Genomic DNA, 23,340 nt, shown 5'->3' with positions numbered 1-23,340 from the left:
ATCGCCCCGTCGCTTTGCCGACGGGGTGGTCTTACATCGCTAGAACAGGGAGAAAAGCAACACCACCGGTAGGCTTAGCGGCCAGGTCAAACCAATCGTCAACGCGCTGATAAAACGAATTTTGATGGTATCCCGGCTGACTAAATAGGTAAAAACCATAGAAACTAAAAGGCCTATTAAATAGAAATATTGCGTTGCAACCCACAGCGGTGACATGAAACCTATCCCAGTTGTATTTTTAAGCCGCGAATTTTAGGGGCTTAATTCCACATAATCAATGCTTATTAGTTGTTTATTTAGTTTATTATTCATAACCACATTATTAATGTTGTTATGAGGTTTTGCTGCGCATGGAGCGGCTCCTGTTGGCGATAAGGGGAGATATCAGGACATAGGTTTACCCACAAGGGATACTCAGGAATCTTTGGTAGAGGAAATTGTTCGGCGGCCGTATTGGTGAAGCGGAAGAACATAATTCCCCACCGCTCGCGGTTACCCAATTAATCGGATATTTGAAAGTGTTTAGCAGATATAATATGTTGGTAGACCTTGGAGAAAATGAGGAGAGAGTATGAGCTTTTGGAGAATCGTATTTACCATTATTCTACCGCCGCTGGGTGTGTTGCTTGATAAAGGTATCGGCGGGGCTTTTATCCTCAACATTATCCTGACTGTGTTGGGCTATTTCCCTGGTTTGATTCATGCCTTATGGATCCAGACTAAAGAGTAGTGGTGCCATCATCTGGCCCAGCCGTTTTGCACTGGGGGACATGTTCATGTAGTCCGAGACTCTCAACCCTGGTATGCGTTCGCATGCCGGGGTTTTTTACGTCGCTCAGCCGTCTAATAAATGTTGAGGCCGTAGACAAACAACCATGAAAAAAGCATCGCCAACAGACTTACGATGAAAAGGATGGAGATCATTTCCTTCACGTGAAAATTCCCTTTAGATATTATATGATTTTTCTTGCTATTGTTTTTTCATGGGATTTTATATCTTAATGGGTAAAAATCCTAGTTTTAAAGTGGTTTTTATGCTGATTTGCAACTGCGTTTAGACTTGGTTATGGGAAGTGTCTGCGTGGGCATGCCATCAGAAATCTGGGAGATGGCTCGGGACGAATGGAACGTCAGGCTGAGGGGGCCAGCCGCGTTAACTATTCGGAATCTGCTGTGGTGAACTATATATCATAGGTCTAAACGGCGTTTGAGCTTGCACAGGGGAGTTGGCGTAACGCCGCCTTCTTGAAAAAGGAATCAGGCATGAGTACAAAACCTACAGTAGTCCTGGTACATGGATTACTGTAGGTAACGTTATCAATGAGCCTGCGTGGAAGCACAAACCTTCCTGGTACCAAATTTCCAGCGATGACCGGATGATTTCGCCTGAGAATCAGCAGCGCATGTCGGCCCGGCTGAACGCTAAAAAAGTGATTACGTTGAATGCCAGCCATGCGTCGCTTGCCTCGCACCCACAAGAAGTGGTCGCTTTGATTGATGAGGCGGCGGGCACCTTATGAAATATCCTTGCCAAGGCCTCGCAACAGCGGTTTTTTGCAGCAGGCCGGTTAAACCGGCCTGCTGTGTTCGGCCGCGTGCATCGCCAAATAGGCTTTAAGATTCTCGTCGTTGAAACCAAAGACTCCAAGGATCGCGGCCATAAAGCTGACAGGGGCGGTGCCGGGCGCGGTGACGACGCGTTGATCGGCAACGGCATAAGGCACATCCTGATAGTACGCGGCTCCCGCATAGTTCAGTTGCGACAGATTTTCCGCTGAATTGGAAGTATGGCGAAGATTATCGAGCACGCCAGACTGTGCCAATACGCGAGTCCCATCGCAAATGCCGGCGACGACGATGCTTTTTCGGTGAGCCTCGGCGACCAACGCTGTGATGTCTGGCGCCTGTCCACTTTGCCATGCCGTGCCGCCGCAGACGATCAACAGGTCTACCTCGTCGAGGTTGATGGCTTCAATTGATAACTGTGGGGTAATGAGCATCCCCCCAGAGGAAACGATGGGGGTGGCTTTGGGCGAAGCAAAACGGGTATCGAAACCGTAATAGCCTCGACATGTGGAGTTGATCAGAGCGGTTTCCCAATCGGAAAAATTATCGGTAAGAAGAGTTATGGCACGTGTCATTGGCGTGTATTTCCCTATGATGCTGAAAATGGCCCGCGGAATTGTTTGCCGCAGGATCCCAAGCTTAATGGGCTCTACTGTCAATTTCTGGCAGGGGTGATTTTTCCTGGCGTTAAAAAGATCCCGCACGACGGCGGGATTAAGGGATGATAGCTAGCTATTGGATTTTATTCTGGTTATGAGGTGATGTGAGCCTTCAGAAGGTGACAGTAACCCACGGAAACTTTATGGACAAGTGAAAGGTTCAAGGCGCTGTATGTATCAGAATATCCTCAAAGAGGGGGGTTACGCGGTGGTGGGACAGCTTGTAAGCGTTACTGTGAGACCACTTCCTTGTGGATAGTCGTCCTAACGTCGTTTCCGCTTGGTGTTGAAAGTACTTGTTCTTCTTTGCCGCCAATAGAGGACAAAGGAAAATACGACAACTGCCATCAAAACGACGATGACTGCGATTGGAAGTAGTTCCATAGCACTCACCTGAGATTGCAATTTGGCAACCCATTAAATAAGAATATTCCCAATCTAAGCAATGAACAACGCGTAAAGATAACGTAATTAGGAATTACCTCAGCGGTGACTGCGTTAATGGAAAGAAAGAAGAGGATTGGAAAAATGATTTTTCGCCTTGCAACAATGCAGGATATTAATGTGTTGATCGGTTTTGATACCCTCGCATCGCATGATCTGCACCGCCACACCGAGATCCGTGAGTGGTGCGAGGCCGGTGTCTGCCATGTTGCAGAGCTTGCTGGTGAAATAGTGGCTTATGGTGTGCTGCACTATCACTTTTACGGTTATGGGTTTATCGACATTCTTATGGTCGATGAGCGGTTCCGGCGCAGAGGCGTGGGGCGGAAGTTACTCGAACAATTAAAATCGCTTTGTGAGCGCCCCAAGCTTTTTACCTCAACTAACGGTTCGAACTTACCCATGAAGACGCTGTTACTGGAAGCCGGCTTTACCGAGAGCGGTTGTATTGAAAACCTGGATGAAAACGATCCTGAGAGGGTGTTCTTTTTTCCTGTAAAAGGAACAGCCAGCTAACAAGATTAGCTGGCTGTTTTAATAAATATTATGCCGTTTGCTTATGGAAAAGCTCGCGGAATACCGGATAAATATCGTCCGGCTCACGGATATGCTGCATGGCAAAGTTATCGAATTTGGCCTGCAGGTCTTCATATTCACGCCACAGCGTTTGGTGAGCGCGACGGGTGATTTCAATGTAGCTGTAATAGCGCACCATCGGCAGCAGTTTTTTCGCCAACAGTTCGTGGCACAGCGGTGAATCATCGGCCCAGTTATCGCCATCCGAGGCTTGTGCGGCATAAATGTTCCATTGAGCCGGGTCGTAACGCTCTTCAACCACATCATTCATCAGTTTTAGCGCGCTGGAAACGATAGTACCGCCGGTTTCCTGCGAGTAGAAGAACTCCTGCTCATCCACTTCCTTCGCCTGGGTGTGGTGGCGGATATACACCACGTCGACGTTTTTATAGGTTCTGCTCAGGAACAGATAGAGCAGGATATAGAAACGTTTGGCCATGTCCTTGGTTGCCTGATCCATCGAGCCGGAAACGTCCATCAGGCAGAACATCACCGCCTGGCTGGAAGGTTCAGGACGACGTTCATAGTTCTTGTAACGTAAATCAAAAGTATCGATAAAGGGCACGCTTTCGATTTTTTTGCGCAGTTCGGCAATTTCCTTACGCAGCCGCTCCTCTTCCAGCAATTGTACCGGCTCGGTGTTTTCCAACTGGGTGAGCTCGTCTTCCAGCTCATGCAAGGCACGCCGCTTTCCGGCGGTCATGGCGGTACGTCGCGCCAGTGAGTTTTGCAGCGAACGCACCACGCTGATATTGGCCGGCACGCCGTTGGCGGTGTAACCGGCCCGATGAGTTTTGTACTCGGTAAGCTGCTTATACTGATTTTTTTTCAGGTTCGGCAGCGCCAAATCCTCAAACAGCAGATCAAGGTATTCGTCTTTGGATATCTGAAAGACGAATTCATCCTCGCCTTCGCCATCCTGGCTGGCGTTCCCCTGACCGCCGCCACCGCCACTGCCGCCGCCCTGAGGGCGCTCGACACGGTCATTCTGCACAAAATGGTCGTTACCTGGATGAACGCGGTGGCGAGTGCCACCGCGGCCTTGATGAAACATAGGCTCGTTGATATCGCCATTGGGGATTGAAACCGACTCCCCGCTGTCCACGTCGGTGACCGAACGCTTGTTGATGGCTTCGGCAATCGACTGTTTGATTTGCGACTTGTAGCGGCGCAAGAAGCGCTGGCGGTTCACCATGCTCTTGTTTTTGCCGTTAAGCCGTCGGTCAATAAAATACGCCATACTTCCCCCAAACGACGTTGCCAACTTTCTACGCCATCTCCATGACGCTAATTCTCATTAGCCGTTATGAAGACTTTCTGACCCGCAGATACCATTCACACAGCAGGCGAACTTGTTTGCGGGTGTAGCCTTTTTCCATCATGCGGTCGACGAAGTCGTCATGTTTCTTCTGCTCATCCGTTGAGGTTTTAGCGTTAAACGAAATCACCGGCAGCAACTCTTCGGTGTTCGAGAACATTTTCTTCTCGATCACGGTACGCAGCTTCTCATAGCTGGTCCAGTTAGGGTTACGGCCACTATGATTAGCACGGGCACGCAGCACGAAGTTGACTATTTCGTTGCGGAAATCTTTCGGATTGCTGATGCCGGCCGGTTTTTCGATTTTCTCCAGTTCAGCGTTCAGGGATTCGCGATCGAACAGCTGGCCGGTATCCGGATCACGGTACTCTTGATCCTGGATCCAGAAGTCTGCATAGGTCACGTAGCGGTCAAAAATGTTTTGACCGTATTCCGAATAGGATTCCAGATAGGCGGTCTGGATCTCTTTACCGATAAATTCGGCGTATTTCGGGATCAGATAGCCTTTCAGGTGTTCCAGATATTTTTCTGACTGATCCTGCGGGAACTGTTCACGCTCGATCTGCTGTTCCAGTACATAGAACAGGTGCACCGGGTTAGCGGCTACCTCGGCGTGATCGAAGTTGAATACCCGCGACAGGATTTTGAACGCGAAACGGGTGGACAGGCCATTCATGCCCTCATCGACCCCGGCGTAGTCGCGGTATTCCTGGTACGACTTGGCTTTTGGATCGGTGTCCTTCAGGCTTTCACCGTCATAGACGCGCATCTTCGAGTAAATGCTCGAGTTTTCCGGCTCTTTCAGGCGAGAGAGCACGGTAAAGCGTGCCAGCGTCTCCAGCGTACCAGGGGCGCAAGGCGCATGGGTCAGTTCGCTGTGATCCAGAAGTTTGTCGTAGATTTTCATCTCTTCCGACACCCGCAGGCAGTATGGCACCTTGACGATATAAACGCGGTCGAGGAAGGCCTCGTTGTTTTTGTTGTTGCGGAAAGTCACCCACTCGGATTCGTTGGAGTGAGCCAGAATAATTCCGCTGAACGGCAGGGCAGAGATACCTTCGGTACCGTTATAGTTACCTTCCTGGGTAGCCGTAAGGAGAGGATGCAGCACCTTGATCGGCGCTTTGAACATCTCTACGAACTCCATAATCCCTTGGTTGGCGCGGCACAGGGCGCCGGAATAGCCGTAGGCATCCGGATCGTTCTGGGCGTGATTCTCCAGTTTACGGATGTCCACTTTACCGACCAACGCAGAGATGTCCTGGTTATTCTCATCACCCGGTTCCGTTTTGGCGATGGCTATCTGTTCCAGAATGGAAGGGCGCACTTTCACTACTTTGAATTTGGTGATGTCGCCACCAAATTCATGCAGGCGTTTTGCGGCCCACGGCGACATGATAGTGCCGAGGTAGCGGTTCGGGATGTTGTATTCTTTTTCGAGAATATTGGCATCTTCCTGCGGGTTAAACAGGCACAGCGGATGGTCGTTGACCGGGCTGCGTTCACCGTTGGCGCTCAGAGTGTAAATTGGCACGCGTTGCATCAGCGCTTTCAGGCGTTCTGCCAGTGATGATTTCCCGCCGCCCACCGGGCCCAACAGGTAAAGAATTTGTTTCTTCTCTTCGAGCCCCTGCGCGGCGTGTTTCAGGTAAGAAACTATTTGTTCGATAGCTTCTTCCATACCGTAGAACTCTTCGAAGGCCGGATAGCGTGCGATCACGCGGTTGGAGAACAGGCGTGACATGCGTGACTCAAGTGCGGTGTCGACCATAATAGGTTCACCGATAGCCATTAGCAGACGTTCGGCCGCATTGGCATACGCACTGCGATCTTGCCGGCAAATGGTAAGAAATTCCTGCAGTGTGAACTCTTCGTCCTTGGCAGCTTCATAGCGCTGGCGATAGTGGTCAAATATGTTCATGATGCCCGTCCTTTTCGTTATTAGCACAGGTTAAAGGGAGCTGGTGATAGTCTTTTGGCTCCCGAAAGAAGAAGTTATTACCTGAGTACAGCAACCCGTATGCCAACTTGATACGCTTATTATCGCGAGTTGCGTTGTATTGCCACTGGGCCCAGGATAAATTCGCCTTCTGATTAAGCTTAGTTGGCATACCGGAAAATTTCCTGCGCCATAAAAAGCTTTTTTTAAGTCATATCAATGACTCAGTTGTGACAGGGATGAGCAAACGCCTTGTCTGGCGCGGCTTGCGGCAAAAAACGTCATTGTTCCGCCATGATTAATTCATATTTCTGATCTAACTTATTCGATCTTGGTTGTTTTCTATTGTAAAGATTAGGCGCGTAACGGCATTTTCACATAAACTAAGTCGGCAATTAACTCTGTTATTTATGGAAAAAGAACCAGTGAAAAATTTTCAACTCAAAACGTTAGCAATTGTCGCTTCCGCAATGGTTTTTGCGCAAAGTGCTCAGGCAGGAACCTGGTCACTCGGTGCTGCAGCGCTGGTTAGCCCTGACGCGTACCGTGGTTATAAGACTCGCGTCTATCCGATGCCTGTTATTAACTATGAAGGCGATGACTTCTACTTCCGTACGCTGACAGCCGGTTATTACCTGTGGAAAGATCAGGAAAACCAACTGAGCGTAATGGGTTATTACTCGCCGTTTGGTTTTCGTCCCGGCGACAGCGATGACGACCGCATGAAGCGTCTGGATAAACGACGCGGCACGCTGATGGCTGGCCTGGCTTATACCCATAATGCCGATTGGGGCTCGATCCGCTCCACCTTTACCGGTGATACTCTGGACAACAGCAACGGTCTGGAAGCGGATGTCGCTTATCTCTACAAATTCGATTTAGACGCCTTGACCCTGATTCCTGGTGTGGGCGTGATGTGGAACAGCAAAAACCAGAACAAATACTACTACGGTGTCAGCGATAACGAATCTCGCCGCAGTGGTCTGGACAGCTACAAACCGGGCGACAGCTGGGCACCTTACGTTGAACTGAGCGCCAATTATCAGATCAACAAGGAGTGGGATGCTTTCTTCACCGGGCGTTACATCCAACTGTCTAATGAAGTAAAAGACAGCCCAATGGTGGATAAATCTTACACCGGATTGCTGATGGCGGGTGTGAGCTACAGCTTCTAAAAGAAAATTGCACAAATATTGTGCGATGACTGCATCATAAAGGGGCGCTTGCGCTCCTTTTGCACATCTATGGTGCGTGCGCAGTGTATGTTTAGTGCGTGCATAACGCGGGTATCGTGCGATATGTCGTTCGAGGAGCAGTAAAGGGGGGATTAAAAAGGGCGACAGACTCGCCGCCCTATAAGCGTCAAGCCTTTTTACGGCTGCGGAAGGTTACCGCCAGCCGGGCTGGTTGTTCGCCTGCGGCCACCAGCGGTTTACTGACACGGCCGGTTTCCACGCAAACCATGGTTTTATAACCGTCATTCGCCATGTCTGCCATGCTGCAGGACAGCTCCACGCCCGGGTTCCAGGCAATCACATCGCTCATATGATGGTGATGAACCTCAATGGTGCGTTGCAGCGAAGGATCTTTGATCAGGCTGAAAGCGTCCGGTTGTGTATAAACCCGATCGGTTTGACCAACAAATGCCAGGTCCCCGGTCTGGCGAGCTTCTGCTCCACCGGCCACTTTGTCGATATAAGGTTCGCCGAGGCCCGCCACTTTTACTTGTTCAATATCACCAATCTGGAAATAAGTATGCAGCGCTGCGGTAGCCTGATAGTCGCCGTGTGACTCCAGCTCAATCTCGCATTCTTCACCCAACTTGAAACGGGCAATCAGCGTAAAGGCATGCGGCCACAGCTTGCGAGTCTGCTCATTGTCTTTCAGGGTAAAGGTCAGAATGACACCGTTGTCGTCTTCATCGTGCGCGGTCAGGCTCCAGGGCTGATTGCGGGCGAAACCGTGCGAAGGCTGCGCTACCGGGCCAAACCAGGGCCAGCAAATAGGCACGCCGCCGCGAATGGCGCTGCCTTTTTTAAAGGGGGTGTTGTTGCTCAGCCAGATAACCGGCTTATCACCGGCAGGTTGCCAAGCTAAGAGGTGTGCGCCTTGCAGCGCAACGGCGGCGCGAACTTTCGGGTGGGAAACGACCACGACCGGCAGTTCTTCGAGCTGACGTTGACTGATGTAAGGTGAAATTTGTTCGGTAACGGGCAGGGTGAAAATTTTTTCGTTCATTAGGTTGCCTTTGGTTCGCCGCAGAAACAAAAAAGGGCGACAAAAATGTCGCCCTCATTATCAGCTTTCCATCATTCCATTATTTGGAGATGTGAGCGATCAGATCCAGAACCTTGTGGGAGTAGCCAGTTTCGTTGTCGTACCAGGAAACCAGTTTCACAAAGTTGTCGTTCAGTGCGATACCCGCTTTGGCATCAAACACGGAAGTCAGGATTTCGCCGTTGAAGTCAGTGGAAACCACTTCGTCTTCAACATAGCCCAGAACGCCTTTCATAGAGCCTTCAGAAGCTGCTTTGATGACTTTCTTGATTTCTTCGTAGGTCGCTGCTTTTTCCAGACGAACGGTCAGGTCAACTACAGACACGTTTGGAGTTGGAACGCGGAACGCCATACCGGTCAGTTTGCCTTTCAGTTCTGGCAGAACGATGCCAACTGCTTTAGCTGCGCCGGTAGAAGAAGGGATGATGTTCTGGGATGCGCCGCGGCCGCCGCGCCAGTCTTTATGAGACGGGCCATCAACGGTTTTTTGAGTAGCGGTAGTCGCGTGAACGGTAGTCATCAGACCTTCGACGATGCCGAAGTTGTCGTTGATAACTTTAGCCAGCGGAGCCAGGCAGTTGGTGGTGCAAGATGCGTTGGAAACGATATCCTGACCAGCATATTTTTCAAAGTTTGCGCCACGTACGAACATTGGGGTCGCATCTTTTGAAGGGCCGGTCAGAACAACTTTCTTAGCGCCTGCAGTGATGTGTTTACGTGCAGTTTCGTCGGTCAGGAAGATACCGGTCGCTTCTGCAACAACGTCAACACCCACTTCGTTCCACTTCAGGTTAGCCGGGTCTTTCTCTGCGGTAACACGGATGGTTTTGCCGTTAACAACCAGATGGCCGTCTTTGACTTCTACCGTGCCGTTGAAACGGCCGTGAGTAGAGTCATATTTCAGCATGTAAGCCATGTACTCTGCGTCCAACAGGTCGTTGATTGCAACGATCTCGATGTCAGAACGTTCTTGAGCAGCACGGAAAACAATGCGACCGATACGGCCAAAACCGTTGATACCTACTTTGATAGTCATATATTCCACCAGCTATTTGTTAGTGAATAAAAGGTTGGTTGTAAAATTACAAAAACCTTACCAAGCGTCAAGCGGAATCGTGTCAATTCTTGCTGCAAATCAAATCTCGGGGCTTGATCTGCATGCTTATTGCACATTCCGTTTGCGTTCGGCCTCATCCGTTATATGGGGTCAAACCGCCAAGTATAAAGTCACCCTGCTTAATATATGTGATCGGCATCACATAATGTCGCGGCGTGACCTTTATGCGCTACAGTTTAGGCCAAAAAGCACTGCAATGTTGTTAATTTTTTGTTATTATTACTCATTGTTTTCGTTGACATTATCCACATTCAGAGAATCACGCAAATGGCTAAAGACACAACCCCTGACCATCCGGCCACGGAACTGAATGAAATCCAACGTTATGTGACCCAGGAACGGGGCACTGAAGCGCCGTACTCCGGTAAATTGCTGCACAATAAGCGCGAGGGTGTATACCATTGCCTGTGTTGCAACCATCCGCTGTTCTATTCCGACAGCAAGTATGACTCCGGCTGTGGCTGGCCAAGCTTCTATGAGCCGGTATCCGACGATGCGATTCGTTATATTGATGATAATTCGCACAATATGCATCGGATCGAGATTCGCTGCGGCCACTGTGACGCTCATTTGGGGCACGTATTTCCCGACGGCCCGCAGCCTACCGGTGAACGCTTCTGCGTTAACTCGGCTTCGCTGAGTTTTACCGACGGTGAGAACGGCGAAAAAACCGCCGGCTGAGGATTATTCAGCCAGAAAAATCGATTCAGCTAATTATTCTTCCACGAGTGAGGAAATGCTCTGATGGACGTGAAAGACCTGATTGCCGCAATGACCCCGGAAATCTATCAGCGCCTGGTGCAGGCGGTAGAACTGGGTAAATGGCCAGACGGCGTTGCGCTGACGCCGGAACAGAAAGAAAACAGTCTGCAGGCGGTGATGTTGTGGCAATCGTTGAACAATGCCGATCCGCAGCATATGACTATTGGCACCGACGGTCAGATAGTGATGAAGAGCAAGCAGGAACTGAAACAGCAGTTCGTTGCCGAACCGCTGGTTAAGTTGAAGCCGCAATAAATCTGACAGCAGGGCGATGGAAGCATCGCCCTGTGGTTTAGCGTTTCCCGCCGTTTATCCCCAATGATTCCGCCAACTGGTGTGCCAGTCGGTTGTTGTCGTCTGCGCCATACTCCCAGAACATGGCGCCGCCCAGCCTCTTGCTTTTAATGTAGTCAGCCTTGATCGCGACCGAACGCGGGTTCTCATACGAAATAGCAAACAACGGTTTGCCCTCGGCGGATTGCAGGGTCAGGTAGGGGACCTTGGCGTCGCTATCCCAATGGGCGCTGAAGCGCCGTTGCGGGTCGTTCAGCAGTTTGCTGACGATATCGTTGTACTTGAAATAACTGTCTTTGGTCAGATCCAGCCCCAGCGATTTGAATACGGCGGTTTCACGTGCGGTGAAATAGGGTTGGGTAACCGGATTTTTAGCCGCATCCGGTTTATCCCAATCGATACCTGGTTCCGTAGCCCGTTTAGGTACCCGGCCATAAAAGCCGATGCCCAGATTCAACTGTGCGGGTTTCAGACCGGCTGCCAGGTAGTTATCCACCACGAAATTGGCGCTGTAACGATCGGCGGCGGCGACGGTTGGCCACTGTTTAGAATCATACAGGTTGGAATTGAAATACTGGGTGCCATACGCCATGTCGTAGGTCATCAGGTTGATGTAATCGAGATAGGGCGCAATGGCTTTCACGTCTACCCATTCCTGCGGACTTTTTGCGTTGGCGCCGACGGCGATGGTCAGCAATTTGCCTTGATCCAGTGCTTTATGCAGTTCCCCCAGCAGCAGGGTGAAGTTGGCGCGGTCCGACGGTTGGCTTTCGACCAGGCCCCAGGCGCCGTTGACCGGATATTCCCAGTCGAGATCGATGCCGTCGAGGTGAAATTGTTTAATCACCTGTTGTACCGAACGGATAAAGATCGCCCGGCTTTCCGGTGTGGCGGCGGCGCCGGAAAAACCGCGTGCTCCCCAACCGCCAACGGAAAGCAGCACCTTCAGCTCTGGGTTTTGCTTACGCAATACTGGCAACAGTTTCAGATCGGCCTCAACCTTCGGCGATAAATAGATTTGATGCAGACGTGCCGGGTCTTTCAGCGCCGGATTGTTTTCCTCTTTCTCGTTGTTGTAAATCAGGCCGAAAGAGTAGTTGAGGTGGGTGATTTGGGTAACGTCCAGTTTGTTGATATCGCCACCGGGGCCGGCAGTGACGTCGCCGCCGCCGTTAAAATAACCGACGGACAGGTAAGACGCCGCGTGAGCCATGCCGGCTCCGGCCATGCCTAACTGCACCGCTACCAGCAAAGGCAGCAGTTTACGGGGTAATGCCATGTTATCTCCTTTGGTCGGCAAGGCCGACCGAAACCGCCTGAGGCGGCAACATAAAGCCGGGCTCAAAAGGGCCCCGGATGCGTATAACCGATTGATGCGAAGGCATCAGCGGCCATAACAGCAAAAGCGACGTCTGGGAACAAGATGTAATCACGGGAGAATGGTTGGAATGTGAGCGATGTCGAGATTTGCGCGGGGAGAGGAAGCGGGCGCGTGGGCGCCCAATGGAATCAATGTGCGATGAATTGTGACAGGGTAACGAGTTGTGCTCCGGCCAATTCCATTGCCTGGAACGCTTTTGGGCTGTCACCTGGCTGTAAATCGACGCCGCGGCAGCCGTCGGTAATCACTGAGGTCACATATCCCAGCTCCAGTGCATCCAGAACGCTGAACTTCACGCAGTAATCGGTCGCCAACCCCATGATAGCCAGATGAGTGATGCCCTGCGCCCTCAGCCAACTGTCCAGCGCGGTTTGCGCTCGGTGGCCGTTGTCAAAAAAGGCGCTGTAGCTGTCGATATCCGGGTTTTGGCCTTTACGGAATACCTCGGCAATGGCCTGTCGGTGCAACTGCGGATGCAATTGCGCCCCTGGGCTTTCCTGCACGCAGTGCACCGGCCACCACACCTGCGGCAATCCTTCCAGCTCACCTTGCGTGTTGACCTCAGTCCCTGAATTCACCGCAAAGCTGCGGTGATTGGCGGGGTGCCAGTCCTGGCAAGCGACCACCGGTTCACCGCGCGCCACGCAGGCGGCAATCGCCTGATTGGCGGCGATAACGGTGGCATCGCCTTCCGTCACCGCCAACGCGCCACCGGGGCAAAAATCATTTTGCAAGTCGATTAACAACAGGGCTGTTTTCATCTCGGCTCCGTAATCTGGGCAGGGTTAGCCCGTAATGCTCAGCTCGCCGCGCAGATTTTGCTGCATCTGACTGCGGATTTGTTCCGGCGTCAGCGGTTGGCTCAGCAAATAATGCAGTTTAGTCAACGCCGCTTCGACGGTCATGTCAAAGCCGCTGATGACCCCTGCATGGGCCAAGGCATTACCGGTAGCATAACCTTCCATGTTCACCCGGCCTGAGATGCATTGGGTCAGGTTCACCACCACGATACCGCGTTCGGACGCATCGCGTAATTCATCGACAAGCTCCGCTTTTTGCGGCGCATTGCCCACGCCATAAGAACGCAGAATCAGTGCTTTCACCGGTTGCAGAAGGAAGTTGCGCACCACAGCGCCGGAAATCCCCGGATAAATCGTTACCACGCCGATAGGTTGCGGCGTGATGTTGTGAACCTGCAGTTCGCCGTTGCAAACCGGGCTGTCGATGCCGTTCTGGCGGCGGATGTGAATCCCGGCTTCCAGCAGCGGCGGCAGATTGGGTGAAGCAAAGGCGTCGAAACCGTCTGCATGCGCTTTGGTGGTGCGATTACCGCGAAACAGTTTGTTGTTGAAGAACAGGCTGACTTCATTTACCGGATGATTGGCGGCCAGATAGAGCGAGTTCAGCAGGTTGGTTTGGCCATCTGAGCGCAGTTCTGCCAGCGGGATTTGCGAGCCGGTCACGATCACCGGTTTGTCCAGATTTTCCAGCATGAACGACAACGCTGAAGCGGTGAAGGCCATGGTGTCGGTGCCGTGCAGAATGACGAAGCCGTCATAGCTATCGTAATTCCGTTTGATGTCGTCGGCGATGTGCTGCCAATCTTCCGGCGTCATGTCTGAAGAGTCGATCAGCGGTGCGTATTCATGAATGGTGAAGTCCGGCATTTCCGGCCGGTGAAACTCGGGCATCAGCGCCAGTTGGCGTTGCAGGTGGCCGGAAACCGGAATGTAGCCCTGTTCAGAGCGTTGCATGCCGATGGTCCCGCCGGTGTAGGCGACGTAAATGGATTTTTTTTGCATAGTAATTGTTTTAACAGAAAATAAGATGGGCTGAATTATAGGGGGATAACGGCAGAAAAAAAGCCCGGCGTGTGCCGGGCTCAGGATTATTTTGTTAGCGGACTTCTCCGCAGGTCAAACAGATGGCATAGCGGTTTTGCGGATCGTTCAGATTATTGAACAATCCAGGTTGTTCTTTCACCGCCATGGCGACGGATGCCAGTGGAGCAGGCAGCATCGACTGAATGGCCGCCGGCAACATGGCGTGAATAGACACGCCAAACTGGCTGAGCACCATGTCGGTCAGACTTGGGGTATCGACAAACCAGTTAAGCTGCCACTGTTTCAGCTTCGCCAACTCGGCGGCTTTCTTCACCGCATCGTCGAAATCGCCCAACTGATCGACCAGGCCATTGGCTTTGGCGTCACTGCCAAGCCACACGTGGCCTTGAGCTATCTGATCGACCTGTTGCGGCGTCATTTTGCGCGATTTGGCAACCAGATCGATAAAGTTCTTATACCCGTTCTCGATATTCAACTGCATCATTTGCGAGAACTCCGGCGGCAGCGCCTTGGTCACGGCGAGATCCGCCAGCGGCGAAGTTGCGACACCGTCGGTATGCACGCCGATGCTGTCCAGCGTTTGCTCGTAGGTATTGATTACCCCGAAGATGCCGATAGAACCGGTAAGGGTGCTCGGGCTGGCGATGATGTAGTCCGCGGGCGTAGAGACCCAATAGCCGCCAGAGGCCGCCATGCCACCCATCGACACCACCACAGGTTTGCCTGCGGCACGCACTGCAGCCAGTTCAGAACGGATCACTTCGGAGGCGCTGACGCTGCCCCCTGGGCTGTTCACGCGGAACACCACCGCTTTGATTGCCGGGTCAAGACGAGCCTGGCGCAGCTCCGCAGCGGTAGTATCACCCCCAACGGCGCCCGGCGTTTGCGGGCCATCCATGATTGCGCCATTAGCAAACACCACGGCGATTTTGCCGCCCTGATCCGGCGTTGGTTTTGGCTGATAATCGTAGATGCTGGTGGCGTTGAAATCATTCGCCTGTTTATCCCAACCGAAGGTTTTGATCAGTTGATTCTCGATGACAGTGCGTGACGCCAGTTCATCCACCAATTTGCTGTCCAGCGCAAATTTGGCAGTATCCCCTCCGGCCGCCTGCAAGCCGGTCAGTACACCTGCCGCGCCCGGGAACAGCTGCTGCGGAGTGATCTGACGGTTGGCCGCCACGGTATCCAGATAGTTTTGCCACAGCCCGCCGATCCAACGGCTGTCGGCTTCGCGCGCCGCCGGTGACATATCGTCGCGGATCAGGGGCTCCACGGCTGACTTGTAGGTGCCGACGCGGAAGATATTGGTAGTGACCTTGAGTTTTTCCAACAGCGATTTGTAGTAAAGGTTGTTGGTGGCAAAACCGTGCAGATCGACCGCGCCCTGCGGCGACAGGTAAACCTTGTTGGCGTAGCTGGCCAGATAATATTGCGTCTGGTTATAGCTGTCGCCGATGGCGAAGATCGGTTTACCGCTATCGCGGAATTCGCGCAGTGCTTTACCGATGTACTGCAGCGAAGGCTGATCGGCGCCGGCAAAGTCATTCAACTGCAATACCATGCCGGTAATGTTTTTATCGTCTTTGGCCTTGCGGATGCTGTCGACCACGTCGAACAGCGAGTTTTCCTGCAAACGGTTACTGGAAGCGCCTAACAGTTCGCGGCCCCACTGGCGTACTTTGTTGTTCATTGACGGTTGGTCAACGACCACGCCGCTCAAATCAACCAGCAGCGCACCGCTCGTCGGGACGGCAGGGGTAGTGGAGCTCTGGAATGAAAGATAAATACCGACCCCAACCAGGATCAGCAACACCAAGAACAGATTAAGGATCAGTTCCCTGATAAAGTTCAGCAGACGCCATGTCCACCTGAAAACACCGGCAATGATTTGCCACAATGTGCGCATGTGCTCTCCAACAAGAGTCGAGAATGTCCCGCTATCCTAATGAGCGGCCGAAGAAAAGTCAGCTTTAAATCGTGAGTCACGGGGGCTATTGCCGAGGCTGTAACTCACCGTTGAGCTATGTTAACGTGATCGTAATGAAAATTGTTATTGGGAGTTTACGATGGATGCACTGGATCTTTTACTGAATCGCCGTTCTGCATCACGCCTCGCGGCCCCAGCGCCAACGGGGGATATTCGCCAGAATATCATCAATGCGGGCCTTCGTGCGCCCGATCACGGTGCGCTGCAGCCGTGGCGCTTTGTGATGATCGAGAATCAGGGTCTGGAGCGTTTCAGCCAATTGTTACAAACTGCTGCGAAACAGGACCAACTGGACGACGCTGCGGTAGAAAAGGCCACAAAGGCGCCGTTCCGCGCCCCGCTTATCATCACGGTGGTGGCGCATTGCAACGAAGACACCAAGGTGCCACGTTGGGAGCAGGTGGTTTCTGCCGGTTGTGCGGTACAGGCGATGCAGATGGCCGCTCTGGCGCAGGGCTTCAACGGGATCTGGCGCACGGGTGCCTGGACCGAACACCCGCTGGTGCGCGAAGCCTTTGGTTGCCGTGAGCAAGACGAAATCGTCGGTTTCCTCTATCTGGGCACGCCACAGTTGAAAGCCGCTACTAACGTTGTCGCCCCCGACAGCACACCGTTCGTCAGTTACTTCTGATCCCCTGCGGGGTTGCGCGAAAATGCGCCGAATCCCGCAATTCTGCGTTGTTTCTGAGCAGGCTGTACGGTTATCGGCAGCCCGCTCTTATCAATCCCGTCGGCAAGCGCTACCCTATGATATCTTGAATGCCGTTAACCGAAGGGAGTGGTATATGACATCGCCAGCGATCCGTTTGACCCAGTACAGCCATGGTGCCGGCTGCGGCTGCAAAATCTCACCGAAAGTTCTCGAAACCATTCTGCACAGCGAGCGGGAAAAGTTTGTCGATCCGCGCTTGCTGGTTGGCAATGAGACCCGTGACGATGCAGCGGTGTATGACATCGGCAACGGCGTTGGCATCATTAGTACCACTGACTTCTTTATGCCGATCGTCGACAACCCGTTCGATTTTGGCCGTATCGCCGCCACCAACGCCATCAGCGACGTCTATGCCATGGGCGGCAAACCGATCATGGCGATAGCCATTCTCGGCTGGCCGATCGCCACACTGCCGCCGGAAGTGGCGCAGCAGGTCATTGACGGCGGACGCTACGCCTGCCAGCAGGCGGGTATTGCACTGGCTGGTGGTCACTCGATTGATGCCCCCGAACCCATTTTTGGCCTGGCGGTAACCGGCATAGTCAATACCGACCGGGTAAAGAAAAATAGCGCTGCGCAAGCCGGCACCCAATTATTCCTTACCAAGCCGCTGGGTATTGGCGTGCTGACCACCGCCGAGAAGAAAAGCAAACTGCGCCCTGAACATGCAGGCTTGGCGACGGAGGTGATGTGTCAACTGAACAAACCGGGGGCGGATTTTGCCGAGGTCGCCGGCGTGACGGCGATGACCGACGTCACCGGTTTCGGGTTGCTGGGCCACCTGAGCGAAGTTTGTCAGGGTTCAGGTTTGCAGGCGACGTTATGGTTTGATCAGGTGCCGAAACTGCCGGATGTCGAACGCTACATTGCCGAAGGCTGTGTGCCGGGCGGCACTGGGCGTAACTTTGACAGCTACGGCCACCTGATTGGTGACATGACCGATCTGCAGCGCCAATTATTGTGCGATCCGCAAACTTCCGGTGGCCTGCTGCTGGCGGTGCTTCCTGAAGCAGAACAACAGGTGCTGGCGATTGCCGAACGCCACGGTATTCAGCTCACCGCCATCGGTGAACTGCATACTGCAACGTCTGGCAAGCCACTGATTGAGGTTGCGTAGTGTCACCTATGCCGCCACTGGCCGACACCCACGACTATCGTCGTATTTTTTTGCAGGATATTCCGCTGATTGATGTGCGAGCACCGGTTGAGTTCCAACAGGGCGCCTTCGCCAATGCGCTGAATCTGCCGCTAATGAATGACAGCGAGCGGCAGGCGGTGGGCACCTGCTACAAACAGCAGGGGCAGCATGCGGCGTTAGCGCTGGGCCACAGTTTGGTAAACGGCAGGTTGCGTGAGCAGCGCACGGCGGCCTGGCTGGCACAGTGTGCCCAATGGCCGGAAGGGTATATCTATTGTTTCCGTGGTGGGTTGCGTTCACAACTGGTACAGCAGTGGCTGCGTGAGGCTGGGGTGGTGTACCCGCGTATCAGCGGCGGCTACAAGGCGCTGCGTCATTTCCTGCTCGGCACGCTGGAACAGAGCGCCAAATTGCCCATGGTGCTGGTCGGCGGCAACACCGGCAGCGGTAAAACACTGTTGGTCAATGAGTTGGCAGAGGGCATCGATCTGGAAGGCGCAGCGCGCCACCGCGGTTCATCTTTTGGCCGAACGCTGGTGGCGCAGAGCTCACAGATTGATTTTGAGAATCGTCTGGCTGTGTTATTGCTGAAAAAACAGCATGGTGGCTGCCGCCGTTGGATACTGGAGGATGAAGGGCGCATTATCGGCAGCAATAATCTGCCGCTACCGATCTTCAACCGCATGCAGCAAGCGTCGGTGGCCGTTATTGACGCTCCCTTTGAGGTGCGTCTGGCGAGGTTGCAGGATGAATATATCGTTCGCATGCGCATGGGGTTTGAACAGACCTACGGCGCGGAGCTGGGCTGGCAGAAATACGCTGAGTATCTGCATCACGGCCTGTTCGCCATTCGTCGTCGCCTGGGAATGGAACGATTCCAACTGCTGACGCAGCGGCTGGAATGGGCGTTACAATTCCAGCATGTCAGCGGTAATAGTGACGCGCATCAGGAGTGGCTGGTGCCGTTGTTGCAGTACTACTATGATCCGATGTATCACTATCAATTGGAAAAGAAATCCCGGCGGATTGTCTTCCGCGGGAATTATGCTGAAGTAAGAGAATTCCTGATGACGTACAGCCAGAATAACGGTGAATAATGCGACTGTTTATTGCCGAGAAACCGAGTTTGGCGCGCGCCATTGCCGACGTTCTTCCCAAACCGCATCGCCGCGGTGACGGGTTTATTGCCTGTGGCAACAATGATGTGGTCACCTGGTGTGTGGGCCATTTACTAGAGCAGGCGCAGCCGGATGCCTACGATAGCCGCTATGCGCGCTGGTCGCTGGCGGATCTGCCCATTATCCCCGAAAAGTGGCAACTGCAGCCGCGTCCCTCGGTCAGTAAACAGCTTAATGCGATTAAAAAGCTATTACATGACGCTGACGAGGTAGTGCATGCGGGTGACCCGGATCGCGAAGGACAATTGCTTGTGGACGAAGTGCTGGACTATCTGGCGCTGACACCGGAAAAACGTCACAGCGTACGCCGTTGCTTGATTAACGATCTCAACCCGCAGGCGGTGGAGCGCGCTATCGATCGGCTGCGTGACAACCGCGACTTTATCCCGCTGTGCGTCTCTGCGCTGGCGCGTTCCCGCGCTGACTGGCTGTATGGCATCAACATGACCCGCGCCTATACCATTTTAGGGCGAAATGCCGGCTACGACGGCGTGTTGTCCGTTGGGCGGGTGCAAACGCCGGTGTTGGGGTTAGTCGTGCGGCGTGATGAAGAAATTGAAAACTTTGTGCCAAAAGACTTCTTTGAAGTTAAAGCGCACATCGTGACGCCAAAGGAAGAGCGCTTTGTCGCGCTTTGGCAGCCGAGTGACTCTTGTGAACCTTATCAGGATGAAGAAGGGCGTTTGCTGCACCGGCCGCTGGCGGAGCACGTGCTTAAACGCATCGAGGGCCAGCCGGCGCTGGTCACGTCTTATAATGATAAACGGGAATCAGATACCGCGCCGCTGCCGTTTTCGCTCTCGACGCTGCAAATTGAGGCTTCCAAACGTTTCAACCTGAGTGCGCAGCAGGTGCTGGATATCTGCCAGCGGTTGTATGAAACGCATAAATTGATCACCTATCCGCGTTCCGACTGCCGCTACCTGCCGGAAGAACATTTCGCCGGGCGTCACGCGGTGCTTAACGCGATCAGCGCACATCAGCCGGATCTTTACCCGCAGCCGGTGATCGACAGCGATCGTCGCAACCGTTGTTGGGACGATAAAAAAGTTGATGCCCACCATGCCATTATTCCCACTGCCCGCGCCAGCAAAGTGAGCCTCAGCCAGGACGAGCTGAACGTCTACGGGTTGGTGGCGCGCCAGTACCTGATGCAGTTTTGCCCGGATGCCATGTTCCGCAAATGCGTGATTGAACTGGATATTGCCGGGGGAAAATTCGTTGCCAAAGCGCGTTTCCTGGCCGAAGCGGGCTGGCGGACGCTGCTGGGCAGCAAAGAGCGCGATGAAGAAAATGAAGGTTCTCCGCTGCCGGTGGTGGCGAAAGATGATGAGCTATTGTGCGAACGTGGTGAGGTGGTGGAACGCCAGACTCAGCCTCCGCGGCCTTTCACCGATGCCAGTCTGCTTTCTGCTATGACCGGCATAGCGCGTTTCGTACAAGATAAAGCGCTAAAGAAAATCCTGCGAGCGACCGATGGTTTAGGTACCGAGGCGACGCGTGCGGGCATCATTGAGTTGCTGTTCAAGCGGGCGTTTTTGTACAAGAAAGGACGCTATATTCATTCCAGCGAAACCGGCCGGGCGTTGATCCATTCGCTGCCGGATATTGCCGCTCGCCCTGATATGACGGCCAACTGGGAGGCTACACTGACGCAAATCAGTGAAAAATCCTGCCGCTATCAGGACTTTATGCAACCCTTGGTAGGCACTTTGCAGGAGCTGATTTATCAGGCCAAGCAAAGCCGGGCGAGTATGGCGTTTCGCGGGTTGCCGCCGTCGCCTTCCGCCGGGGCAAAAAAACGCAAGAAAAGCGCCGGCAAGGCGCGGGAGAAAAGCGAGTGAATCATGGGTTACTGATGCTGGCCGCAGGTGGGCTGTTGTTTTCCACTGCGGCGGCGGCCAATCGTGGTGATGTGGATGTGGTGTTGCCGGTGGCGCCGGAAATCTGGGGCACGGCGAAAGACGCCGCCGCCCAGCCGGCAGCACAGCCTTGCAGCCGGTGCTGCATTTATCAGGATCAACACTATTCTGAAGGGGCAGTGCTCAAGGTCGAAGGGGAAGTGCTGCAATGTACTCGTGATCCCAACGTGGTTGGCACTAATCCGTTGGTCTGGATCCGCTTGAAAAAGTGACAAGGTAACGTTACCGTTTAGCTCGTGGGCGGCAAAGAAGCCATATAGGCCGCTAACAGCGGCACATCCGCCGGGGCCAGGGCATAGTCGAACGCCCGATCCGGTTCTAGCCAGACAAAATCGGAATGGCAGCGATTCTGTAATTCGCCGCTGAATGCTTCAATACGCCAGGCATGCAGCCGGATAATGCGTTCGTTGTGTTGCCACTGGTTGCTGGCGACGTAATTCCCTACGCTCGCCATAATCCCCAACTCTTCATCCAGTTCACGTGCCAGCGCCTGCGGCTGGCTTTCGCCTTCCTCGACCTTACCGCCGGGAAACTCCCACAATCCGGCCTGATCGCTGTTTGCATCGCGTTGAGCCAGTAAAATTTTGCCATTCTTTTCAATGATGGCGGCGACGACGTCGATAATTTTCATGCGTACCACAGAGTGAAACCCCGGCAATTGCCGGGGTTGGAGGAATTACAGCGAGAATTCTGCCCAGACCGGGGCGTGATCCGACGGTTTTTCCATCCCGCGGATCTGGTAATCGATGCCGGTTGCGGTGCAACGCGCCGCCAGCGACGTGCTGGCCAGCAGCAGATCGATACGCAGACCCCGGTTTTCATCGAACCCTCGTGAGCGGTAGTCAAACCACGAGAATTCATCGTTGCGCTCGGGGTTGGCATGGCGGTAGGTATCTACCAGGCCCCAGCTCAGCAAGCGGTCCATCCATTCACGCTCTTCCGGCAAGAAGGAACACTTGCCGGTGCGCAACCAGCGTTTACGGCTTTCTTCACCGATCCCGATATCGTAATCACTTGGGCTGATATTTACGTCGCCCATCACCAGCACCGGCGATTCCACGGACAGTTGCTGCTCCAGGTAGTTCTGCAGATCCTGATAGAAGCGTGATTTGGCCGGGAACTTGGTCGGATGGTCACGGCTTTCTCCCTGCGGGAAATAGCCATTAATTACGGTCAATGTGCCTTGAGGTGTGGCCAGATCGGCCATGATGATGCGGCGCTGTGCGTCGCCATCGTCGGTAGGGAATCCGCGGCGTACGGCAATCGGCTTATCTTTAGTCAGCAATGCGACGCCGTAGTGGCCTTTTTGGCCGTGATAGAACACGTGATAACCATGCTGGTTGACTTCTTCCAGTGGGAACATGTCATCGTGAACTTTGGTTTCCTGCAGGCCAATCACGTCGGGTTGGTGCTGTTCGATAATTGCGGACAGTTGATGCGGACGCGCGCGCAGTCCATTGATATTGAAAGAGACAAACTTCATGAGCGGTGCCGTTTTCGCGAGAAAAATGTGTTGAGATAGTAGCAGAGTTTGGCCGGAAATGTAACGCAGGCCGGCGGCACTTGCCGCCAGCGGAGTGGGATTATTTTGCCCAGCGATCGTAATTCTTCGGTTGGTAATCGTCGAATTGTTGCAGCAGGGTATGCGGTGATTCGCTGAGGTGCAGAGTGCCGAGGTAGTCATGGCGCATAAAACCCTGATCGGCTACATGCTGCAGGAAATTGTTTAACGGACGATAGAACCCGTTCACATCCAGCAGGCCAACCGGCTTACTGTGATAACCGATCTGGCCCCAAGTCCAGATCTCGAACAGCTCTTCCAAAGTACCGATACCGCCAGGCAGGGCGATAAAACCGTCCGCCAGTGCCGCCATCCGCGCTTTGCGGGTGTGCATGTCAGGCACGACTTCCAATTCGGTCAGGCCACGATGTGCGGTTTCTGCTGCTACCAGCCGTTCAGGAATGATGCCCACGGCTTCACCACCGGCCTCAAGCACTGCGTCCGCCACAATGCCCATTAACCCTTTTTTACCGCCACCATAGATCAGGCGTCTGCCCTGGGTGGCAAGCGTCCGGCCCAATTGCCGGGCATTATCGGCATAAGCAGGGTTAGCGCCTTCGCTGGCACCACAAAAAACGCAGATATTGTTACGCATGCACTTTTTCCTTACTGCATTAAAGAAGTCAGTGGTATAGCGAATTGTTGACTGGAGTTCAAGCTGA

General features: G+C 53.3%; 23 protein-coding genes and 1 pseudogene. 11 read left to right on the top strand and 13 right to left on the bottom strand.

What is annotated here, in order from left to right; translation table 11 throughout:
• Nucleotides 1–39: 39 nt before the first annotated feature.
• Nucleotides 40–216, bottom strand: coding sequence for a GhoT/OrtT family toxin (locus JEM67_RS15620; protein ID WP_004945419.1), 177 nt, complete (start codon nt 214–216; stop codon nt 40–42).
• Nucleotides 217–571: 355 nt separating this feature from the next.
• Here JEM67_RS15620 and JEM67_RS15615 point away from each other — a divergent pair, with 355 nt between their 5' ends.
• Nucleotides 572–730 carry a YqaE/Pmp3 family membrane protein gene (locus JEM67_RS15615; RefSeq protein WP_199636067.1) on the top strand — a complete coding sequence of 53 codons (159 nt, stop codon included), beginning with the start codon at nt 572–574 and terminating at the stop codon, nt 728–730.
• A gap of 571 nt (nt 731–1,301) precedes the next feature.
• A pseudogene (locus tag JEM67_RS15610) lies at nt 1,302–1,520 on the top strand (alpha/beta hydrolase); the annotation flags it as partial.
• A 48-nt stretch (nt 1,521–1,568) separates the two neighbouring features.
• Here JEM67_RS15610 and JEM67_RS15605 read toward each other — a convergent pair.
• Nucleotides 1,569–2,141, bottom strand: coding sequence for a type 1 glutamine amidotransferase family protein (locus JEM67_RS15605; RefSeq protein WP_199636066.1), 573 nt, complete (start codon nt 2,139–2,141; stop codon nt 1,569–1,571).
• A gap of 612 nt (nt 2,142–2,753) precedes the next feature.
• Between JEM67_RS15605 and JEM67_RS15600 the strand changes: the two genes are divergently transcribed.
• Nucleotides 2,754–3,185 carry a GNAT family N-acetyltransferase gene (locus tag JEM67_RS15600; protein WP_199636105.1) on the top strand — a complete coding sequence of 144 codons (432 nt, stop codon included), beginning with the start codon at nt 2,754–2,756 and terminating at the stop codon, nt 3,183–3,185.
• Between the two features lie 28 nt (nt 3,186–3,213).
• On the opposite strand, the gene JEM67_RS15595 is transcribed toward JEM67_RS15600, so the two are convergent.
• Both JEM67_RS15595 and yeaG read right to left on the bottom strand, forming a co-directional pair.
• The gene (locus JEM67_RS15595) at nt 3,214–4,485 is read right to left on the bottom strand and encodes a YeaH/YhbH family protein (RefSeq protein ID WP_199636065.1); all 1,272 of its coding nucleotides are present in this window, start codon (nt 4,483–4,485) and stop codon (nt 3,214–3,216) included.
• Between the two features lie 64 nt (nt 4,486–4,549).
• Nucleotides 4,550–6,484, bottom strand: a complete 1,935-nt coding sequence (gene yeaG, locus JEM67_RS15590) for a protein kinase YeaG (RefSeq protein WP_199636064.1) — start codon at nt 6,482–6,484, stop codon at nt 4,550–4,552.
• A 428-nt stretch (nt 6,485–6,912) separates the two neighbouring features.
• Here yeaG and JEM67_RS15585 point away from each other — a divergent pair, with 428 nt between their 5' ends.
• Nucleotides 6,913–7,677, top strand: coding sequence for a MipA/OmpV family protein (locus JEM67_RS15585; protein WP_013813232.1), 765 nt, complete (start codon nt 6,913–6,915; stop codon nt 7,675–7,677).
• Nucleotides 7,678–7,864: 187 nt separating this feature from the next.
• Here JEM67_RS15585 and JEM67_RS15580 read toward each other — a convergent pair whose 3' ends face one another.
• Nucleotides 7,865–8,740: a D-hexose-6-phosphate mutarotase gene (locus JEM67_RS15580; protein WP_199636063.1), complete on the bottom strand. Its 876-nt coding sequence runs from the start codon at nt 8,738–8,740 to the stop codon at nt 7,865–7,867.
• A 79-nt stretch (nt 8,741–8,819) separates the two neighbouring features.
• Nucleotides 8,820–9,815: a glyceraldehyde-3-phosphate dehydrogenase gene (gapA, locus tag JEM67_RS15575; protein ID WP_013813230.1), complete on the bottom strand. Its 996-nt coding sequence runs from the start codon at nt 9,813–9,815 to the stop codon at nt 8,820–8,822.
• 348 nt (nt 9,816–10,163) lie between these two features.
• Here gapA and msrB point away from each other — a divergent pair, with 348 nt between their 5' ends.
• A complete protein-coding gene (gene msrB, locus JEM67_RS15570; protein ID WP_199636062.1) occupies nt 10,164–10,577 on the top strand; it encodes a peptide-methionine (R)-S-oxide reductase MsrB in 414 nt (137 codons plus the stop codon).
• A gap of 63 nt (nt 10,578–10,640) precedes the next feature.
• Nucleotides 10,641–10,913: a YeaC family protein gene (locus JEM67_RS15565; RefSeq protein WP_004945385.1), complete on the top strand. Its 273-nt coding sequence runs from the start codon at nt 10,641–10,643 to the stop codon at nt 10,911–10,913.
• 37 nt (nt 10,914–10,950) lie between these two features.
• On the opposite strand, the gene JEM67_RS15560 is transcribed toward JEM67_RS15565, so the two are convergent.
• The 4 genes from JEM67_RS15560 to sppA all read right to left on the bottom strand — a co-directional run bounded on the left by JEM67_RS15560 (nt 10,951) and on the right by sppA (nt 16,086).
• A complete protein-coding gene (locus JEM67_RS15560; protein WP_199636061.1) occupies nt 10,951–12,231 on the bottom strand; it encodes a glycoside hydrolase family 18 protein in 1,281 nt (426 codons plus the stop codon).
• 230 nt (nt 12,232–12,461) lie between these two features.
• On the bottom strand, nt 12,462–13,094 hold the full coding sequence (pncA, locus tag JEM67_RS15555) for a bifunctional nicotinamidase/pyrazinamidase (RefSeq protein WP_199636060.1): 633 nt from the start codon (nt 13,092–13,094) through the stop codon (nt 12,462–12,464).
• 24 nt (nt 13,095–13,118) lie between these two features.
• Nucleotides 13,119–14,135 (bottom strand): asparaginase, encoded by a 1,017-nt coding sequence (gene ansA / locus JEM67_RS15550; protein ID WP_013813225.1) that lies wholly within the window; start codon nt 14,133–14,135, stop codon nt 13,119–13,121.
• A gap of 94 nt (nt 14,136–14,229) precedes the next feature.
• A complete protein-coding gene (sppA, locus tag JEM67_RS15545) occupies nt 14,230–16,086 on the bottom strand; it encodes a signal peptide peptidase SppA (RefSeq protein WP_199636059.1) in 1,857 nt (618 codons plus the stop codon).
• Nucleotides 16,087–16,246: 160 nt separating this feature from the next.
• On the opposite strand from sppA, the gene JEM67_RS15540 reads away from it, so the two are divergent.
• From JEM67_RS15540 to JEM67_RS15520, 5 genes are all read left to right on the top strand, one after another.
• Nucleotides 16,247–16,798 carry an NAD(P)H nitroreductase gene (locus JEM67_RS15540; RefSeq protein ID WP_013813223.1) on the top strand — a complete coding sequence of 184 codons (552 nt, stop codon included), beginning with the start codon at nt 16,247–16,249 and terminating at the stop codon, nt 16,796–16,798.
• Between the two features lie 154 nt (nt 16,799–16,952).
• Nucleotides 16,953–17,996 carry a selenide, water dikinase SelD gene (gene selD, locus JEM67_RS15535; protein ID WP_199636058.1) on the top strand — a complete coding sequence of 348 codons (1,044 nt, stop codon included), beginning with the start codon at nt 16,953–16,955 and terminating at the stop codon, nt 17,994–17,996.
• A gap of 8 nt (nt 17,997–18,004) precedes the next feature.
• On the top strand, nt 18,005–19,114 hold the full coding sequence (gene mnmH / locus JEM67_RS15530; protein WP_199636104.1) for a tRNA 2-selenouridine(34) synthase MnmH: 1,110 nt from the start codon (nt 18,005–18,007) through the stop codon (nt 19,112–19,114).
• Complete coding sequence (locus JEM67_RS15525) at nt 19,114–21,039, top strand: DNA topoisomerase III (RefSeq protein WP_013813220.1); 1,926 nt, start codon at nt 19,114–19,116, stop codon at nt 21,037–21,039. The genes mnmH and JEM67_RS15525 overlap by 1 nt, the downstream gene beginning before the upstream one ends.
• On the top strand, nt 21,036–21,329 hold the full coding sequence (locus JEM67_RS15520) for a DUF1496 domain-containing protein (protein WP_199636057.1): 294 nt from the start codon (nt 21,036–21,038) through the stop codon (nt 21,327–21,329). The genes JEM67_RS15525 and JEM67_RS15520 overlap by 4 nt, the downstream gene beginning before the upstream one ends.
• A gap of 17 nt (nt 21,330–21,346) precedes the next feature.
• Here the strand turns inward: JEM67_RS15520 and JEM67_RS15515 are convergent, their stop codons facing one another.
• The 3 genes from JEM67_RS15515 to JEM67_RS15505 all read right to left on the bottom strand — a co-directional run bounded on the left by JEM67_RS15515 (nt 21,347) and on the right by JEM67_RS15505 (nt 23,273).
• The gene (locus tag JEM67_RS15515) at nt 21,347–21,748 is read right to left on the bottom strand and encodes a pyrimidine (deoxy)nucleoside triphosphate diphosphatase (protein WP_199636056.1); all 402 of its coding nucleotides are present in this window, start codon (nt 21,746–21,748) and stop codon (nt 21,347–21,349) included.
• A gap of 45 nt (nt 21,749–21,793) precedes the next feature.
• A complete protein-coding gene (gene xthA, locus JEM67_RS15510) occupies nt 21,794–22,600 on the bottom strand; it encodes an exodeoxyribonuclease III (protein ID WP_199636055.1) in 807 nt (268 codons plus the stop codon).
• A 100-nt stretch (nt 22,601–22,700) separates the two neighbouring features.
• Nucleotides 22,701–23,273, bottom strand: a complete 573-nt coding sequence (locus JEM67_RS15505; RefSeq protein WP_013813216.1) for a TIGR00730 family Rossman fold protein — start codon at nt 23,271–23,273, stop codon at nt 22,701–22,703.
• Nucleotides 23,274–23,340: the final 67 nt, after the last annotated feature.

This window comes from Serratia sp. PAMC26656, from assembly GCF_016469055.2.
In the GTDB taxonomy this organism is placed as follows: domain Bacteria; phylum Pseudomonadota; class Gammaproteobacteria; order Enterobacterales; family Enterobacteriaceae; genus Serratia; species Serratia plymuthica.
The sequence above is the reverse complement of the archived record's forward strand: the minus strand, read 5'-3'. Positions and strand labels throughout refer to the sequence as shown.

What these genes read in the sequence shown, in the direction of transcription:
- mnmH (WP_199636104.1), top strand. Translation starts at nt 18,005, where the DNA reads ATGCCGCCACTGGCCGACACCCACGACTATCGTCGTATTTTTTTGCAG.
- ansA (WP_013813225.1), bottom strand. Translation starts at nt 14,135, where the DNA reads ATGCAAAAAAAATCCATTTACGTCGCCTACACCGGCGGGACCATCGGC.
- selD (WP_199636058.1), top strand. Translation starts at nt 16,953, where the DNA reads ATGACATCGCCAGCGATCCGTTTGACCCAGTACAGCCATGGTGCCGGC.
- JEM67_RS15585 (WP_013813232.1), top strand. Translation starts at nt 6,913, where the DNA reads ATGGAAAAAGAACCAGTGAAAAATTTTCAACTCAAAACGTTAGCAATT.
- pncA (WP_199636060.1), bottom strand. Translation starts at nt 13,094, where the DNA reads ATGAAAACAGCCCTGTTGTTAATCGACTTGCAAAATGATTTTTGCCCC.
- xthA (WP_199636055.1), bottom strand. Translation starts at nt 22,600, where the DNA reads ATGAAGTTTGTCTCTTTCAATATCAATGGACTGCGCGCGCGTCCGCAT.
- JEM67_RS15560 (WP_199636061.1), bottom strand. Translation starts at nt 12,231, where the DNA reads ATGGCATTACCCCGTAAACTGCTGCCTTTGCTGGTAGCGGTGCAGTTA.
- JEM67_RS15615 (WP_199636067.1), top strand. Translation starts at nt 572, where the DNA reads ATGAGCTTTTGGAGAATCGTATTTACCATTATTCTACCGCCGCTGGGT.
- JEM67_RS15505 (WP_013813216.1), bottom strand. Translation starts at nt 23,273, where the DNA reads ATGCGTAACAATATCTGCGTTTTTTGTGGTGCCAGCGAAGGCGCTAAC.
- JEM67_RS15525 (WP_013813220.1), top strand. Translation starts at nt 19,114, where the DNA reads ATGCGACTGTTTATTGCCGAGAAACCGAGTTTGGCGCGCGCCATTGCC.
- JEM67_RS15600 (WP_199636105.1), top strand. Translation starts at nt 2,754, where the DNA reads ATGATTTTTCGCCTTGCAACAATGCAGGATATTAATGTGTTGATCGGT.
- JEM67_RS15595 (WP_199636065.1), bottom strand. Translation starts at nt 4,485, where the DNA reads ATGGCGTATTTTATTGACCGACGGCTTAACGGCAAAAACAAGAGCATG.
- JEM67_RS15565 (WP_004945385.1), top strand. Translation starts at nt 10,641, where the DNA reads ATGGACGTGAAAGACCTGATTGCCGCAATGACCCCGGAAATCTATCAG.
- sppA (WP_199636059.1), bottom strand. Translation starts at nt 16,086, where the DNA reads ATGCGCACATTGTGGCAAATCATTGCCGGTGTTTTCAGGTGGACATGG.
- JEM67_RS15515 (WP_199636056.1), bottom strand. Translation starts at nt 21,748, where the DNA reads ATGAAAATTATCGACGTCGTCGCCGCCATCATTGAAAAGAATGGCAAA.
- msrB (WP_199636062.1), top strand. Translation starts at nt 10,164, where the DNA reads ATGGCTAAAGACACAACCCCTGACCATCCGGCCACGGAACTGAATGAA.
- JEM67_RS15580 (WP_199636063.1), bottom strand. Translation starts at nt 8,740, where the DNA reads ATGAACGAAAAAATTTTCACCCTGCCCGTTACCGAACAAATTTCACCT.
- gapA (WP_013813230.1), bottom strand. Translation starts at nt 9,815, where the DNA reads ATGACTATCAAAGTAGGTATCAACGGTTTTGGCCGTATCGGTCGCATT.
- JEM67_RS15605 (WP_199636066.1), bottom strand. Translation starts at nt 2,141, where the DNA reads ATGACACGTGCCATAACTCTTCTTACCGATAATTTTTCCGATTGGGAA.
- JEM67_RS15540 (WP_013813223.1), top strand. Translation starts at nt 16,247, where the DNA reads ATGGATGCACTGGATCTTTTACTGAATCGCCGTTCTGCATCACGCCTC.
- JEM67_RS15620 (WP_004945419.1), bottom strand. Translation starts at nt 216, where the DNA reads ATGTCACCGCTGTGGGTTGCAACGCAATATTTCTATTTAATAGGCCTT.
- yeaG (WP_199636064.1), bottom strand. Translation starts at nt 6,484, where the DNA reads ATGAACATATTTGACCACTATCGCCAGCGCTATGAAGCTGCCAAGGAC.